We start from the raw sequence: 17,144 nt of genomic DNA on the forward strand, positions 1-17,144 counted from the left end.
GGAACGCGTCGACGATGCCGGAGCGGCGTGACGTCATACGTGAAGTTCCCGACGTCACCGTCGTTTCTGAACGAAGCCTTTCCGTCTGGGAGCGACTCTACAATATCGACGGAACGCGGCGTGGCGCGGTCATCCTGATGTTGGCGCTGGCGTGGGAATTGTACGGACGCTGGCTCAACAATCCCCTGCTCTTTCCGACCCTCGGCGAGACGCTAGAAGCACTCTGGTCCGGTCTTTCGACCGGCGAGTTGACCCGTCATGTCCTTGCTTCGCTGCAGACATTGCTGATCGGTTACATCGCGGGAGTAGCACTTGCGGCCATGCTTGCCGTCGCAGCGATCACCTCGCGCTTCGGCAATGACCTGCTGACCACGCTGACGTCCATGTTCAACCCACTGCCGGCAATCGCCCTATTTCCGCTTGCGCTGATTTGGTTCGGTCTTGGCGTATCGAGCATTGTGTTCGTGCTGATTCACTCGGTGTTGTGGGCCGTTGCGCTCAATACCAACGCCGGCTTTCGCGGCGTATCCAGGACGCTGCGCATGGTGGGACGGAATTGCGGGCTTTCCGGGCTCTCCCTTATCGGCAAGGTCATCCTGCCGGCGGCTTTGCCGAGCGTGCTGTCCGGATTGAAGATCGGCTGGGCGTTTGCCTGGCGCACCCTGATCGCGGCGGAGATGGTGTTCGGCGTTGCCTCCGGCGATGGTGGGCTTGGCTGGTATATCTTGCAGAGCAAGAACTCGCTGGAGACGCCGAGCGTCTTCGCGGGTCTGCTTGCGGTTATCATCGTCGGCCTGCTCGTCGAACTGATCCTCTTTCGCGCGATCGAGCGGAGCACCATTGACCGCTGGGGAATGCAGCATTGAAGACGGAGCATTAAGGATGCGTAACACGATACGACTGAAGCAGATGATGGCTAAGCGGGAGGGGCTTACGGTCCCCGGCGTCGCCAATGCGCTGTTTGCGAGGGTCGCCGAAGACCTCGGATTTCCTGCGATCTATGCGACCGGCGCCGGGATTGCCAACATGCATTTGGGCGCGCCGGACATCGGACTAACGACCTTGACGGAAGTCGCGACCGCAGTTGCGGCGATGGCAGATACGGTCTCGGTCCCAGTGATCGTCGATGCCGACACCGGTTTCGGCAACCCGGTCAACATGGTTCGCACCGTCCGTGTGCTCGAACGCGCCGGAGCCGCGGGGATTCAGATCGAAGACCAGGTCTTTCCGAAGCGATGCGGGCATTTTACCGGAAAGGATGTCATTCCTCTGGACCAGATGGTCCAGAAGATAAAGGCCGCGGTGGACAGCCGCGGCGATCAGGACTTGCAGATCATCGCCAGAACAGACGCCCGCGCGGGCGAGGGTCTCGATCGCGCGATCGAAAGAGCGCAGCGCTTTGCGGAAGCGGGCGCCGATGTGACGTTCGTGGAGGCGCCACTATCCCTCGCCGAACTCGAGCGGATCGCCCGCGAAGTGCCCGTTCCGCAGGTTGCGAATATCGTCCACGGTGGACGAACACCGGATCCCGGACGCGCCGCATTTGCGCAAATGGGTTTTGGCATCGTCCTATATGCAAATGCCGTCTTACAGGCGGCATTGCGCGCTTCAAGCCAGATCCTCTCGATCTTGAAGCAAGACGGCAGCCTGGAAAACGGGTCTGGCCTGTTGGCAACGTTCGAGGAGCGCCAACGATCGGTCGCCAAGGATGCGTGGGACAAGCTCGAGCAAAGATATCGCGATTGATCCGTTAACTCGACCGGCAGAACGCTTCGGTCTAGCGTGTGCCCAGAAATGGCTTGGGCACAACAAGCACACACATCGCGCCTGCCGCGGTGATTGCCAAAAATGCGCAACGAAGAAAACTCGACGGCACATGCGGGTTTGTGGTGCGCTCGGAGGGCGTTCGCATCTGCTGCGGGTTCAACGGCTTGTGCCGATGACGAGCATCGAAACGGTCCTTTCAGCCCTCAGGAGGGCCTTTCAGCTCTGTTGCGCTGGTCGCAGCATCAGCCAGATCCTTGAGTCGACCAACGAGGTTTCATCCTACGGCCAATCCTACTTAGTCGACCGGCCAAGCTTCAGGTCGACCGCACAGGGTCCACTCCGGTTGAACCTGATCCTGAAGTTCACGTCCGACCCAACCGACAACTCCGACAGCACGTCAGGCTCCACAAGCGAGTTGTGCGCGAAGATGCTGCTTGGATAGCTTCCCGACCGGATGAAGAAGAATTGCGGCTTCATCCCCTCAACCGTTCCCGAATAGCGGCCGAGCAAAGCGGTCACGGCAGATTCCTTGCGGGGTGCGACTCTTCTGAAGCTCGGCGGCGCCTTCGAGTTGATGTAATCGAACAGCTCCGACGCCCGCAGCGGCTGCCCGCGATAAAACAAGAACTCGCCCAGGACGTAACGCTCTTCGTAGTTCGCATCACCGGCCGAAAAGCTGTTCCTCAAATGTTGCTCGACGAGATCAGCGTCGAAGTTTGGCTGACGCAGGTAATGCAGGGCGAGCATCTGGTGTGCTTGCTTGTCGTCTGAATTCCGGGTCAACGCTTCCTTTAGTATTTTTTCGGCGTCGACGTCCCGCTTTCTAGCCTGATAGATTCGAGCCACACGGATGGCCAGGCCGGAACCACGGGGACCGGCTGCCCACGCCCTTTCGAGCGCCCACAATGCCTTGTCCTTCTGGTCCAGCTCACTCCTGAGACGGGCCTCGACTTGGATGATGTCAGAGTCGTCAGGAAACTCTTGCTGGGCTTTGATAAGTGCGGTCTCCGCGTCCTTCACCTTCTCCGCGAAGAAGATGGCGTCGTGGGGTTTGGCGTCCTCCGCCAGGGCCCGCCCAATGTCCTCGACCTCGTCCACCAGCAGCTTGCACCGGCTCGACACAGTGAACCTGTCGTTCTGCGGCAGTTCAGCTAGCCGCGCCCTCACCCGCCTGCGGAGGGATTCCTTTAAAATGACCGAGGGTTCGTCGTTCGCTCTTCGGCGATCGATTTCGGCCTGGGTGTGAACGATACTCTTGTTCTTGGGGTCGAGGTCGTGGGCGTCCGCGGCGTGCAGCTCTGCGTCGGCAATCGATCCGTGCGGATGGTTCAGCTCGAACACCGCCCACTGCTGATGCAGGAAGGCCTGAGTGGGGGCTGCTTTGATTGCGGCTTCGTAGATTCCTCGAACTTCATCTGGCTTGTTGAAGTTTTCGGCCAGACCACGTCCCTTCGTCATCTCCTCCAAGGCACGGCGGTCGGAGGAATATCCGACATCGATGCCGTCCAGAATCCTGATGAACTGGCGCGATTTCGCTTCGTCAGTAGGACACACCTGCCTAAACACGAGCTGGGCAACGCGAGAATGGCGGGTCCGGTATACATAGTCGCCCGAATAGCTATCGGTTGTGACCCGTACGATGTTTTCGAGGGGGTGGAAGAAGTTGTTCTTGTAGTCCTCGAAATCGATGCCCGAGATACGTGAAATTGTACCGGCCCTGATGTTCACCCCGAATTGGTGCATGGTCGCGATATCGAGGTAAAGCTGGCGAGCTTGTTCCGGGTTCACGTTCTGGTGCTCGGAGAAGACAATCTCCTCGAAGGGTTTGCCTTGCGTCAGTTCATGCAAAGCCACTAAGAGCTGCCTATCGGCGCGGCCCATGAACGCTTCGATACGCTCCTCGTAGTTCTTCTCCTTCAGCAGTCCCAAGCAGGAGTGCTTTTCGAGCAAATCGAGCAGCGAGACTGTTTCGTCGGCGGACAGGTTGCCGACCCGCTTTTCAACCGGCTCCAGATCCTCAAGAGCACCACAGTACGTGTTCCAATCGGAATCTCTCTCGGCGCCGACGATGACCAACGGGATTTGCTTTTGCTGGGCGTGTTTGTGGAGCGCCAGAACCTTGTCGACGTGAAGCGCGAGCTGGTCGACGAACAGGTACATCGTCGCGTTGGTCAGCTCGTAGATTTCTGCGAACACCTCCGGCCGGAGGGCGCCATCCTCCTTCAGCCACAGTACGAGCGCGTTTGAAGCAGTGGCGGCCTCGAATGCGGTTCGCTTGAGAACAATCGATTTACCCGCACCGCCAGGCCCGCGCGCGACGACCAGAAAAGGTCCCTTCAGGTTCTCATTTTCGAGCAGGATCGTGAAAAGGAGGTCGTCTTCGATCTTTCTGCGAGCGTCGAATCTCTGGACAATGCTGCCCCAGCCGGTGTCATACCCCGAGTAAAATCGTTCCGCGGTCTGCGGTGCAGATGACATGCCGGCATGGACGTGGGTAAGGTCGTTCTGCAGCGCCAGCTTGACCTTGTGGGATTCCTCGGTTCGCTGGACGTAGAACTTGCGAAGCGGCAACTCAGATACCGCATCACTGACGGCCAGGGATCGCCAGAGCGGCGGGATGGCCGCATCGAGCGATTGCATGAACTCCCCGAACCGCGCCTTGATAACCTCGATGTTCTTCGAGGCCCAGTAATTGATATCGTAGTCCTCAGCATCGGGCGTGACGATGTACCAGCGCGGTCGTCGGTTGGTCTCCAGCTTGTAAATCAGTTCCCGGATGTGGGGATCATCAAGCCGATAGCCGATAAAGAGCAACGTCGACTCTCGGGCGAGCTGCCTCAGCCTTTCGAACAGGTGGGTACGGTTGGCCGAATACGTTGCGTACTGCTCCTTGGCCAGGACGAGAGGCACGTCGCGGTCGTAGACATGATCGAGACAGCCATGCAGTTTCAAATATGCCACGGGATTAGGGACCGCCTGCATCCGCTCCTCGACAGGCTCATCGTCCTTTATGAACCGCACGAGGGACTGCATGCGCTTTGACGAGCTGCTGTAGGCTTGCTCGACAAGGGTGTCGTAGTTGGTGGTCGCGATCATGCGCCAGTTGAAGGCGCTGAGAGCCATGTGCGCCTGAGACGGCGGGTAGCCGTCGAAGGCTTGCCGCACCGCATCGTAGACTAGACCAGTCCCCCCCGCCGACGAGATCGCCATGTCGGACACGGCCATTACGTCCCTGTTTGGGATAAGCTTGCCGAAGAACTTCTGAGCCAGGACGTCCCTGAGCTGGTCGGCATCAGGTGGCATCTTGCCGGTAGAATTACGGGATTCCTTCGAGGCACCTGCTCCTAGGAAGGGAATAACCCGCTTGCTTTTGACAGCCTCAACAAGCACGTCCGGAATCTTGACGAGCGGCGCGGCCGGTTTTTTCCCCATGGAAGCCCCCAACAATAAAAGGCTCCATTGATTTGAGCCCTTATTCCCTTCGTAGTTGTGCAAGGGGCCATTGCAAGCCCTAAATTGGGCTAACACCCGGCTTTCCAGTGGGTGCCTAGAAGCTGTCAGCGAACCTCGCGACCCAGGCCACCATCGGTACGACAAAGGCCAAGATCATGACGGCGCCAAACGCGACTACGTTCTTCATCGCTATTCCTCTGTATGTGCTTCTCGCGCTGGGTCATCTTGTGCCGCTGCTCAAATAGGCGCTACGCTAACGAGGTTCTGCGCATCCTCCCCCACCCCCAGGCGCCCAAAATGCCCCGTAACCAACCGGGGCTTTTTGCTAGGAGACTTATGGCCACAAAGCGCTGCCTATACATATCTACTTTTGGTCCAGGAAATGCTCCGACGCACAGTGCCGCTGAAGCCGCCTATAACGCACTTGTCGCGCCGGTTTTTCGCATAGATTTTCCTGAATTTGAGGTCATTCGATTTCACTCTGAATCCGTGCACGGTTCAATTAGTGAAGAGCTCTTGAACGATGTTCTAACTGCCGATTTGGTCATAGCTGACCTCACTGAGCTCACTTCGAACGGATTTTATGAACTTGGAGTGCGGCATTCGACCGGGCTTCCCACTGTATTGCTGGCGCAGGTTGGTCATCCACTGGCCTTCGACCATAAGGATTTTCGGTTCGTCACCTATCTCAATAAGGGAACTGACGACGAGGTTGAGCAGAGGACACGGGAAGCACTCATCGAAGCCATCAACAGCGCTCTTCAAGCAACCCAGCTTACTCCTGCCTCTGGTCTTCCCGCGAATAGAATATCCACGCGCGAAACGCGCCACGAGTTGGCTACACGGATACAGGAATCCGCCGATGCGCTCCAATCGCTGCGCATCAATTCGGCTGCAGAGATCGTTGCTTCACTACACAAGATTGCGGCGGACCTCGAAACCATCGAAGACGAAAAGACTCCTTCAGCGATTCAAGAGGCGGGAGAAAAGGTTCTTAAGGTCCTCTCGCGGATAGCTGACCAGCTTTCAACCGTTAAAGGCTCTCGCATCGTCATTGCGGGCGTTATCTCGCTCGTTTTGGGTGGTGCCGGCTATTCCGCTTTCACGATTTACGGGCTCACGTTGGCCTTCTGGCAAGGACCCGAAATGTTCAGCAAGGCGATCGACGCGCTCGCGAAACGAAAGAGGTAGCCGCATGGTGTCATTCGGCCTGCAATATTGACCCCCTAAGCCGGGGGATCGGCGTCCAAAATTGACCCCCTGTAGGTTGGTCTGTTGCGCTGCCTGCTTTGGAATGAAGCAGGTGGTCGGGGATGCTGGTCGTGGAGACGATTGCGCGGATTCGGCGCGAGCACTTCATCAAGGGCAAGACGATCAAGGAGATCGCCCGCGACCTGAAGGTGTCGCGGAACACGGTCCGGAAGGTGCTGAGGTCCGGAGAGACCTCCTTCGAGTACGAGCGGCAGGTGCAGCCGCGGCCAAAGCTGGGGCGGTGGGCATCGGAGCTCGATAGGCTGCTGGCGGCGAACGCGACCAAACCGGCTCGTGAACAGCTGACGCTGATCCGGATCTTCGAAGAGCTGCGCGGGGGCGGCTACGACGGCGGTTACGATGCCGTGCGGCGTTACGCCAGGCGGTGGAGCAAAGAACGCGGGCAATCGACCGCGGCCGCTTATGTCCCGCTGTGCTTTGCCCCCGGCGAAGCCTACCAGTTCGACTGGAGCCACGAGGTGGTCTTGCTGAGCGGCACCACGGTGATGGTGAAGGCCGCCCATGTCCGGCTCTGTCACAGCCGCATGCTGTTCGTGCGGGCCTATCCGCGGGAGACGCAGGAGATGGTGTTCGACGCCCACGACCGGGCGTTCGCCCTGTTCAAAGGCACCTGCACCCGCGGCATCTACGACAACATGAAGACCGCCGTAGAGACGATCTTCGTCGGTAAAGGGCGTCTCTACAATCGCCGCTTCCTGCAGATGTGCAGCCACTATCTGGTCGATCCGGTCGCCTGCACGCCAGCGTCGGGCTGGGAGAAGGGCCAGGTCGAGAACCAGGTCGGGCTAGTCAGGGAACGCTTCTTCACGCCGCGGCTGCGGTTCAAAAACCTCGACGAGTTAAACGCCTGGCTGCTCGACAAATGCATCGCCTACGCCAAGGCTCATCGCCATCCGGAACTGGTCGATCAGACGATCTGGGAAGTGTTCGAAGCCGAACGCCCCAAACTCGTTCCTTATGCCGGCCGCTTCGACGGCTTCCATGCGGTGACGGCATCGGTCTCCAAGACCTGCCTGGTGCGCTTCGACAATAACAAATACTCGGTCGCAGCCAGCGCAGTCGGACGACCGGTCGAGGTTCAAGCCTATGCCGATCGCATTGTGATCCGTCAGGATGGACGCATCGTTGCCGAGCACCCGCGATCCTTTGGCCGCGGCGATACCGTCTACGACCCCTGGCATTATGTGCCGGTGCTCGCCCGCAAACCCGGCGCCTTGCGCAACGGTGCTCCCTTCAAAGACTGGGTGCTGCCGGCCGCGATCGAGCGGATCCGGCGCAAGCTTGCCAGCACCGACGATGGCAATCGGCAGATGGTCGACATCCTCAACGCGGTGCTGACTGACGGTCTGCCCGCGGTGGAAGCAGCCTGTGCCGAAGCGCTCAGTCACAGCGTCCATTCCGCCGATGTCGTGCTCAATATCCTGGCCCGTCAACGTGAACCCGCCCCACCGGCCAACATCATGACGCCGGCCGCACTGACGCTCCGTCATGCGCCGATCGCCGATTGTGCCCGCTACGACAACCTCCGGAGGACCATCTAATGGAACGAACCCAAATCTTCGACCTCATGGGCGAACTCAAGCTCTACGGCATGAAGGCTGCCTTCGACGAGATCATGGCAACTGCCGTCAAACGCCAGCACGAACCTCAGCGCATTGTCGGCGACCTGCTCAACGCCGAGATCAACGAGAAGCAAGCCAGGTCGATCAAATACCAGCTCACCATTGCCAAGCTGCCGCTTGCCAAGGACATTGCCGACTTCCAGTTCGACGGCACGCCGATCAATCAGACTCTCGTCAATGATCTCGCTGGCGGCGGCTTCATCGCCCAACAACGCAACGTCGTGCTGGTTGGCGGCACCGGCACAGGCAAGACCCACCTGGCCATTGCCATCGCCAGAAGCTGCATCCGATCCGGAGCTCGCGGCCGCTTCTTCAACGTAGTCGACCTCGTCAATCGCCTCGAGACCGAGACCCGCAACGGACGGCAAGGACGGCTCGCCGAGCATCTGACCCGGATGGACTTCATCGTGCTGGATGAACTCGGCTATTTGCCCTTCGCCCAGTCCGGTGGCCAGCTTCTCTTCCACCTCGTCAGCCGGCTCTATGAGCGCGCCTCTGTCATCGTGACCACCAATCTCGCCTTCGGCGAATGGCCGAGCGTGTTCGGCGACGCCAAAATGACCACCGCGCTGCTCGACCGGTTGACCCATCACTGCGACATTGTCGAGACCGGCAACGACAGCTGGCGGTTCAAGAGCCGAGACGACGATCACGCCACCCGCGCTCGTCTCGCCTCCGCTATCCCGGCCAGCTCCGACGAGACGAGCGCTACCAGCAAAGCCCGCCGCGCAAAGGGGTCAAAATTGGACGCCGATGAGGGGTCAAATTTGAACGCCGATTGACATTCCGGCCTGCGTGTCCTCGATCCCGTCCGCGTGCGCGGCGAGATCGATCTTCACCGGCTGGATGCCGACCACATGCGCGGCCGCCCCGACATAGAAGATTTGGGCGGCGAGCGCGTGGGTCACCGCTACGATGGCAACGTCAGGCTGCTCACTCAGATTGAGCCGCAGCCCCAAGGTTCGGTGCGCAGTGAGGTCGCGGACGAGCGCGTCGGACAGCTTCTGGTCCTCGTCCTCCTCGTCGCTAGCGCCCTCGTCGTCCTCACCGTCCGGCGCGGCTTCCTCGCCTCCCCGGTCCTCGCCATCCCGCCCCTCGGCATCGCTGTCCGGCCCGGTTCCAGCCTCGGGCTTCTCGTCTCCGGGGCGGATAAAGCCCCGTTCGATCCGCACGCTGCCGTCGTGATTGAGGCTCAGGAACGCGCCGCCGCAGGCAACATCTTCAGCGTCGTAGGCCTGCCGTTTCGCTTCCAGCCGCTCGATTTTGGCCTCCAGCTGGCCGAACCGCGCGTCCACCTCATCAGGCAGTTCCTCGGCCGTCTGGTGCTGCTCAGTCAACCGGTCGAACTCGGTCTGAACGGACTGACGCGCGGCTTGATCCTCCGCCGACAGCTCGACTGGATGCGGGTAGACGCGCCGCATGCCGTGGGCATGCGGGAAGTCGAGATGGGCTTCCGTCCACCTCCATCCTTCGGCCGCCCGCAAGGCGTCCGCCTCGCGATTGAGCCTTGCCGTCACCAAGAGATCGAGCAGCGCCACATCTTCCAGATAGCCGCCGCGATCATCTGTGAAGAGGTCGCGCAACACCGTGCCGCCCGCCTCCGTGTAGGCCTCGAGGCCGACAAAGCGCGCCCGGCGATCCGTGGCGGCGACATGGGTTTCGGTGAGCAGACGGCGGATGGTCGAGGCATCCGGGTCAAAGGGCAGGCGCTCATACAGGGCTTCCTGCCGGGCATGATCATCCGTGATGGCAAAGGCCATCAGCTGCTCAAGCGTCAGATCGCCATCACGATAGAGCTGCACCAATTTTGGCGAAACCGCACCCAATCGGAGCCGTTGCCGCACCACATGCGCTGTCACGCCGAAGCGTGCCGCGATCTCCTCCGCGCCGAGCCCGCGCTCGTCCGCCTGCTTCCTGAACGCCTCGAACTGGTCGGCCGGATGCATGTTCTCCCGGGTGACATTCTCGTCCAGGCTGATTTCGTGGGGGTCGTTCGCGGTGTCGACGATGCAGCGGATCGGCTCGCTTTTCCTGATCTCCTTGCGCTCTACCCGCAGCAGCTGGGCCAGCCGCCTGCCCTCGCCGATGGTCACGCAGAAGAACCCCGTCGCCGCCCCTTCACCATCGACCTCCGGCTCGACGACCAGATTCTGCAGGATGCCTTTGACGGCGATACTCGCCGCCAGGGCCTCGATCGCCGCATCGCTGTGCGGCGTCTTGCGGGCATTCTTCGGTGACTTCTTGAGCTTGCCGAGCGGAATGCGAACCTCCGTTCCGTCAGGTATTCCAATCGATTTGGCCGACATGATCATTCTTCCTTTTGCTTCCATGGGTGCAAGGCGCACTCCGCGCCTGCGCCCCTGCCCGTCGGCGAGACCGGGGGTAGCAAGTGCCAGGGCGACCTGAGCGGAGGGGACTCCCCACCTTTTGCAAGAGCATTTCTCGCAAGCTCGACCGACCATTCGCAGCTTCCCGTTCTCGCCTTTTGGGCAGGGTGAAGAGCGCAACATCGCGCTCGAAGCCCTGCCTCGCGGCGAGCAGCGGGTGTGCAAGCGGAGCGAGTGCCTTCGCGGGGAACCGGCTGCAGGGAGCGGGATAATTGTCGCCTTTAGCGTTAGTGAGCAGCGACCGAAGCTGGGCGGAAGGCACTCCGAAGCGCGCTGAGGGCGGAGCCCTAAGTCTTCGCCGCGGGAGCACAGCGACACGCACAACAACGCCGGCACGGCGACAACACTCACAAGTGTCATCGTCGCTGATATGAAGAACGACTGGTTACATCCGGGCCTGTCGTCGTCGCGACGCTTCGCAATTTGGAAGCTTCGCGTCGCGCCGACGCCAGGATCAGGCCGCTGCGGACTGCGGAATTCGGTTGTTGTCGAAGAGTTCACCGGTTCTGAGCATGGCACAAGCAACGCCAATCAACCTGCTGCCGATAGACCGGAGCGCGCGAGCATGGGAATGCCCACGCTTGCGCAAGGCGGCATATCGATTGCGCGTTTGGAAGTCATGCAGCACCGCAACGCGCGCCCAATGATAGACAGCGGTCCTCAGACGGTGCGGGCAAGACTGCCTCATGACCACGACCATTTGCTTACCGCTGCGTCGTGTGACGGGCGCGACGCCCGATAATCCCCGAAGCGCCTGAGCGTCTCGGTGAACGATCGCATCACGCCCCTCGGACAGAAGTGCAGCGAGGACAATCGTTCCGATTCCAGGCATCGAGCGCAAGATCTGGGGATCGGCCTGGGGCGCGATACCTGTCGCTGACGGAAGCTCGGCCACCGCCGAACACAGGCGTTCGAGCTCCTTCATGGCTTGCTTCATCTGGTGCATCACCAACCGCAGACGGCCCAAAATAAGCTGACAATGGGCCACGCAGGCCTCCGTAACGCCGGCGGCCACCGATATCGGTGTGCTGCGAAGATGGGTGAGCAGAGTGTCCGCAGTCCACCTCTTCACCCTGCTCTCCTTGAGGTGCCTTTCGATCGTCGACGCCCTCACCGTTCGTGCCCTTGCCGGTGTCGGGATCAGATCCCAGAGATCCAAAATCCACTGCTTCGACCAATCTTCTGCCAACTCAAGCATCTGTGGAAAATACCGCCACAGTTGATGACGAAAGCGGTTGGCCAGGCGATTGCGTTCGGCGGACAAATCTTCCGTCATGCGTGACCACTCGCGCAACTGAATGATCGTCGGATGTACCGGCTCCAGGAAACGATAGAAACGCCGATCCGTCCGCAGAGCATCAGCGAGCACAAACGCATCGAGCCGATCATCTTTTGCGCCCGCTATCGTGAATCGATCTCGAAAGCGATCGAGCTGCTTTGGATTCAACGCATAAACGAGAAAGCCAGAATCCATTAGGCTTTCGACGACGGGTCCGTGCGGGACCTCAATGCCAATCGCGATACGACCTGGTTCGGCACCCGTCGTTTGCTGAACCCAGCCTGCCAGTTCAGCCAAACCTTCCCCGCTATGTCTAAATGAGCGATGGCCGAGCTTCGCTCCATGGGCATCCAAAGCGTAAGCGTAGTGCGTCGCCGATGCCCAATCGATGCCGACGTATGCAGCTATGTCTTCCATCATTCCCCTTCCTTTCTGCGTGGTCGGGCAGCTGCGATCCTCGCCGGCCCTGTTCTGGCGCTCAAAGGCGCAACTCCCCACGGGGCGTCGACCGCAGCTAATCCGCCGGGGCACTCGTCCCCTCTAGGCGCTCACGGCGCAGGATCACCAGGTGGCTCCCGACGAATCAGCCCGTAGGCCGACGATAGCCCCGTGAGGAGCATCCTGATTGGAACAGGGATCGCCCGCCCGATCAGGGCCGCTCAAAGAGCGGGTCTGCACAAGCGCGTGCTACGTCGTCCAAAATCGGCAGGTGAGAAAGCGCGGAAGACCGGGGAGACCGCTCGGGTCGGCGCCGGCCCAAGCCGGCGCTTCACCCTGGCGCGCGCGAGGGACGGAGTCCCTTAGCTCTCGACGATGAGGCAGCCGCCGACAGAGCAGTGATAGCGACGCGGTTATGCAATGACCGCGGGCACCGAGGCGACTGCAGTCGCGAGACCGGTTAACAAGGCCCCCGAGCGCGGGACAGCGATAGCGACGCCGGCATGCAATGACGGCGGGGCCCGCGGGCGAGTGCCTCCGGCGAGCGACACATTATCTCTCTGTACTTGCGCGAGGGACCGTAGCCGTATGGCCGAGACGCTCCGCGGCGCGGTTCACGAGAGCCCGGTCCGCGACCAGCGGATGCGCCCAACCCCAACGAGCCCACTTCCCGTCTGTCGCAGCGAACGATGCGCCGTTGTCTTAAGCCGAATTCTGTTTCACCATCGGCTTCTTCGCCGCTGAAATATCCGGCAATCCTTCCTGACTGGAGCAGAATAGCCCGGATCTCCGGATGCTCCTTAAGGTGACGGATCATATCGCCAAAATGGGTCCGACCCCTGAGCTTGGCAGTTTCGACGTCGCCGAACTCTTCGGAATGTCGCGAGCGGAATCAAAAACCGAATCCGGTCCACATTGCAGGCGCATCGCGCTTTACCAGCGGACCAGACAGCCGCGAGCCCTCCAAAGACACGGCCTGCAGCGAAGATCGCTAAAGTTTTAGCATCCCTATTGAAATAGCTTGTAGTTGTGGTCGGTATACAACTGACACCCACCTCAACTCACGGGCTACTACGATGATTGATGCGATCGGAACTAACGGCGCTGCAGCAGTTACGCGTCGCCGATACCCGGGCCATGTTGGCTTGACGGTCGCTCAGCCTATCGCAAAGCATTTCGGCTTGCCCCAGCTGGCCACTGTCCTCGCCCTGAGCCTCGGAGTGCCAGGTCTGGCGGCCGCGGCGGAATGGGACGACTGCGGCACGCGACCGACCGATATGACCGAGCGCGCATGCACGCTGATACTGGATGATGCGACGCGCCCGGCCTCGGATCATGTCCGAGCCTATGTGAACCGCGCCCATGCGTTGTTGAACAATGCACAGGTGGACCGAGCCTTGTCGGACGCCGATGCTGCGTTGAAGATAGACCCCCGCTCGGCGCCAGCATTGCTCGAGCGAGGTCTCGCTCACGAGCGGAAAAAGGAGCTGGACGCTGCGCGACTGGATTTCGACGGCGCGATCGGCATCGATCCCAAGTTTGCCCGAGGCTACGTCTCGCGCGGCAATCTGAGCCTGGACCAGCGGAATTGGTCGGAAGCAGGGAAGGATTTCGAGGCGGCTCTGCACATCATGCAAAGTTCCGCTCCGGCACACGCCGGCCGGGGGAGGGTCTATCTCGAGACCGGCGAACTGGATAAGGCCCTCGCCGAGCTGAACACCGCTATCGCGATAAATGTCAATTATTCCTATGCGTACTATTGGCGAGGGCAGATCTATCGGCGCATGGGTGACCTCGACCACGGCATCGCGGACTTTACCCGCGCAATCGCGCAGGGAAACAGAAAGGACGTTTCGAACCTTCTCGCGCGCGGTCGGCTTTATGTCGCGAAAGGTGACTACGAGAAGGCTCTCGCCGACTTCCATGCGGTTCTGGAGGTTGATTCCAATAATGGAGAGGCGCGTCAGTCGATCCGATCGGCGGAAGCGATGCAATCGGAAATCGGCAGATCGCAAAGCAGGCCGCCGAGCGACCACGCCGCCAGTTCCGTCATCGACCTCAGGACGCCGGGCACCAGCGCGGCGGCAGATTCGAGCGTTCAAGACTTGACCGGCCAGGGCAAGCCTGCGGGGCTGAACCTGCCGGCTTTGATCGCCCAGGGAAAGCAACTGCTCGATCAGGGCAAATTTGGCGAGGCAAGCGACACGGCGAGCCGAGCTCTCGCGATAGATCCGCATAACAAAGCGGCCCTGATGTTGCGGGTCGTCGGCCAGATCGGTCTCAATCACGCGCCCGAGGCGCGGGCCGACCTGGACGAACTGCTCCGGATCAGTCCGAAAGATGCGTTGGTTTTGTCCATGCATGGTTGGATCCTCGCTTCCATGAAACAGGTGGAAGCAGGAGTGCAGGACATCGACCAGGCGATCGCGCTTGATCCGCGGATTCCTGCCGTTTACCTGTACCGCGGATTGGTCGAGCGCCAGCTTCACAAATATCCCGAGGCGCTGGCCGATTTCGATCGAGCAATCACCATCAATCCCAAAGACAGCTTCCTGTACTCGCAACGAGGGCAAACCCGTGTTGCGATGGGTGCCTTCGGTAAATCGCTGGTCGATTTCGATCAGGCACTGGTCCTGAATCAACGGAATGAACAGGCTCGCGCGGCCAGAGGTCTTGCGTTGCTGATGCGGGGCAGTGCAGCGGAAGGAATTGCCGATCTTAATGCGGCGCTCGAACGCGATCCCAACAACCAAATCGCTCTCCTTGGGCGTGGAATAGCCATGCTCACGTCCGGCCAACCCGACAGGGCTATCATCGCTTTCAATCAGGTTGTCGCAAAGGCGCCCGACAACACCGGCGCCAGGCTGCTCCACGCAAGAGCGTTGCTGCAAATGAAGGACCTGAAGAATGCGATGGCGGACGTCGAGGCAGTATCGGCTGTCCGCGCCGACGATCCGGATCTGTTCATGGTCCGGGGACTGATTCTGCTCGACATGCACGATTACCAGAAGGCGCTGGTCGATTTCGACCAGGCGATCGGAAAGCGGGAATCCGCTGAGGGCTACATCGCGCGCGGCAGAGCCTATGAGGCCAGCAATGATCCCGCGAAGGCCGCTTCTGATTTCAGGCGCGCCTTGCAGTTTCCACCGAAGAACGTCTTCGACATCGCCGCACAGACGCTCATCAGGCAGAAGGTCGAGCAGCTTTCCAAGCGCGTTCCTTGTGGCACGTCGAACGTCTCAGATACCGCCGGCACCTGCCTTTGAGGCCGACCGGATAGGTGCTCTTTTCGGTCACGAAGACGCTACCCAAGAGTTTCCCGAAGGCAATGACAGATTCAGTTCGTGTCGCCGCGCTTCATCGGGTCGAGCTGATCGGCGCGGACAATCCATAATTCTCTATCTCACACCTCATTGAGGGACCGGTCGTCGATCACATCGGCATTCAGTCAAGGCTAGAGCCTGGCAAGAGACATCAATTCGGCCGACACTTTGTCGAACACATGATCCCAATCACCTCCCGCCCTAGGCCTGAAGAGGCGCATGGAAGGGTACCACGGACTATCGGTGCGGTGCGTTAGCCACAGCCAATGCGCGTTCCTGCCGAGGAGCACCCAGACCGGCTTACCGAGAGCGCCGGCCAAATGCGCAACCGCGCTATCGGTCATAACAACGAGATCGAGTTGCTCGATTGCGGCAGCAGTGTCAGCAAAGTCATTCAAATGAGGGCTGAGATCGATGATCGGCCAACCCTGAGGAAGGGAATGAAGCTCGGCCGACGGCTCGCCCTTCTGAAGGCTATAGAGCTGGACACCCGGCAAAGCACAGGCTTGGAAGAAGCTGAGCAGAGGTTGCGCACGGCGGCGATTGTTTCCAAACGTCACACTTCCCGACCATACGATCCCGACCTTGAGAAGCCCAGCAGTTGCGGGAATGAGGGCCTTGAACCTGTCACGCCGGTCGAACGGCGCTGCAAGATACGTCCGATTGGGGATTGACGCCACGTCCTTTGTAAAGAAGCCCGGCAGGCTGCAGATATAACAGTGCAGGTCGGTTTGGGGTAAAGACGATCCCCGCGGAATGATGCGATCTGCCACTCCCAAATGCGCAATGAGGGATATGAGCTCCGGCCTGCACTCGATAACAAGCTCACCACCAAGCGCCTTCACCTGCGCAAGATAACGGGCAACCCAGAGCATATCCCCGAAGCCCTGCTCGCAAATCAGTATGAGGCGCTTCCCACCATATGGCTTGCCGTCCCATTCAGAACCCGGCAGTTTGCGCGCGGGGAGCTGACCCGTCACTTTGCGGATCTCATAATCGGGCCAGCCCTGCGCGTAGTTCCCGAGATGGAGATAACTGAGCCCGCGGTCCCAGCGAGCGGAATGATAAGCTTCATTCAATTTGAGCGCGTTGCTGAACGAAATCACCGCCTCGCTATGCTCTCCCGCCTCGGCAAACGAAGTCCCAAGATTGTGGTAGAGGAGTGGATCTCGTCCTTGCGAAAGCGCGATCGCCCGACGATGGCAATAGATTGCCGAGTTCAAGTGATTGAGCCGCGCGAGCGCGTTGCCGAGATTGGTCCATATGCCCGTTATGCTTCCATCGTAGGCGAGCGCTTCGCGATAACAGCAAACCGCGTCGAGATAGCGGTTCATCGCCGCAAACGTTACACCCCGTGCGTTCCTGAGCCGCACGTTGGAGGGGTCGCGCGTGATCGCATCACGCAATACGATCTCGGCTTCGGCAAATCGACTGGCATCGTGCAGGGTCGATGCCTCCGCAAAGGCCCATTGAGAATCGTTTGGATGGACGGTGACACCCTCGGCCGTATTCATGGCGGCGACATAGTTGCGCGATTGCTCCAGTGCTCAGTTCAGCAGAAACATCAAGCCCGACCCGGGGATCTCGAATGGCACGGCGCTCA

8 protein-coding genes and 2 pseudogenes are annotated in these 17,144 nt (G+C 60.2%); 6 read left to right on the forward strand and 4 right to left on the reverse strand.

Going from position 1 to position 17,144, the window contains the following annotated elements:
* Positions 1 to 14: 14 nt before the first annotated feature.
* Positions 15 to 866, forward strand: a complete 852-nt coding sequence (locus tag AAFG07_RS37430; protein ID WP_342729356.1) for an ABC transporter permease — start codon at positions 15 to 17, stop codon at positions 864 to 866.
* Between the two features lie 16 nt (positions 867 to 882).
* Entirely contained in the window at positions 883 to 1,746 is an 864-nt protein-coding gene (locus AAFG07_RS37435; protein ID WP_342724627.1) for an oxaloacetate decarboxylase, read from the forward strand.
* A gap of 312 nt (positions 1,747 to 2,058) precedes the next feature.
* On the opposite strand, the gene AAFG07_RS37440 is transcribed toward AAFG07_RS37435, so the two are convergent.
* Positions 2,059 to 5,199, reverse strand: coding sequence for an SIR2 family protein (locus AAFG07_RS37440; protein ID WP_342724628.1), 3,141 nt, complete (start codon positions 5,197 to 5,199; stop codon positions 2,059 to 2,061).
* A 357-nt stretch (positions 5,200 to 5,556) separates the two neighbouring features.
* Here AAFG07_RS37440 and AAFG07_RS37445 point away from each other — a divergent pair, with 357 nt between their 5' ends.
* The 3 genes and pseudogenes from AAFG07_RS37445 to istB all read left to right on the forward strand — a co-directional run bounded on the left by AAFG07_RS37445 (position 5,557) and on the right by istB (position 8,896).
* Positions 5,557 to 6,411, forward strand: coding sequence for a hypothetical protein (locus AAFG07_RS37445; RefSeq protein WP_342724629.1), 855 nt, complete (start codon positions 5,557 to 5,559; stop codon positions 6,409 to 6,411).
* Between the two features lie 122 nt (positions 6,412 to 6,533).
* Positions 6,534 to 8,024 (forward strand): annotated as a pseudogene (gene istA / locus AAFG07_RS37450) (IS21 family transposase); the annotation flags it as partial.
* Between the two features lie 8 nt (positions 8,025 to 8,032).
* Positions 8,033 to 8,896: an IS21-like element helper ATPase IstB gene (gene istB / locus AAFG07_RS37455; RefSeq protein WP_176539598.1), complete on the forward strand. Its 864-nt coding sequence runs from the start codon at positions 8,033 to 8,035 to the stop codon at positions 8,894 to 8,896.
* Positions 8,897 to 8,899: 3 nt separating this feature from the next.
* Here istB and AAFG07_RS37460 read toward each other — a convergent pair.
* Both AAFG07_RS37460 and AAFG07_RS37465 read right to left on the reverse strand, forming a co-directional pair.
* Positions 8,900 to 10,426, reverse strand: a pseudogene (locus AAFG07_RS37460) (ParB N-terminal domain-containing protein); the annotation flags it as partial.
* A 529-nt stretch (positions 10,427 to 10,955) separates the two neighbouring features.
* Positions 10,956 to 12,200, reverse strand: a complete 1,245-nt coding sequence (locus AAFG07_RS37465; RefSeq protein WP_342724630.1) for an IS110 family transposase — start codon at positions 12,198 to 12,200, stop codon at positions 10,956 to 10,958.
* Between the two features lie 1,094 nt (positions 12,201 to 13,294).
* On the opposite strand from AAFG07_RS37465, the gene AAFG07_RS37470 reads away from it, so the two are divergent.
* The gene (locus tag AAFG07_RS37470; RefSeq protein WP_342724631.1) at positions 13,295 to 15,484 is read left to right on the forward strand and encodes a tetratricopeptide repeat protein; all 2,190 of its coding nucleotides are present in this window, start codon (positions 13,295 to 13,297) and stop codon (positions 15,482 to 15,484) included.
* A 188-nt stretch (positions 15,485 to 15,672) separates the two neighbouring features.
* On the opposite strand, the gene AAFG07_RS37475 is transcribed toward AAFG07_RS37470, so the two are convergent.
* On the reverse strand, positions 15,673 to 17,055 hold the full coding sequence (locus AAFG07_RS37475) for a tetratricopeptide repeat-containing glycosyltransferase family protein (RefSeq protein WP_342724632.1): 1,383 nt from the start codon (positions 17,053 to 17,055) through the stop codon (positions 15,673 to 15,675).
* Positions 17,056 to 17,144 lie beyond the last annotated feature (89 nt).

This window comes from Bradyrhizobium sp. B097 (assembly GCF_038957035.1).
Lineage (GTDB): Bacteria > Pseudomonadota > Alphaproteobacteria > Rhizobiales > Xanthobacteraceae > Bradyrhizobium.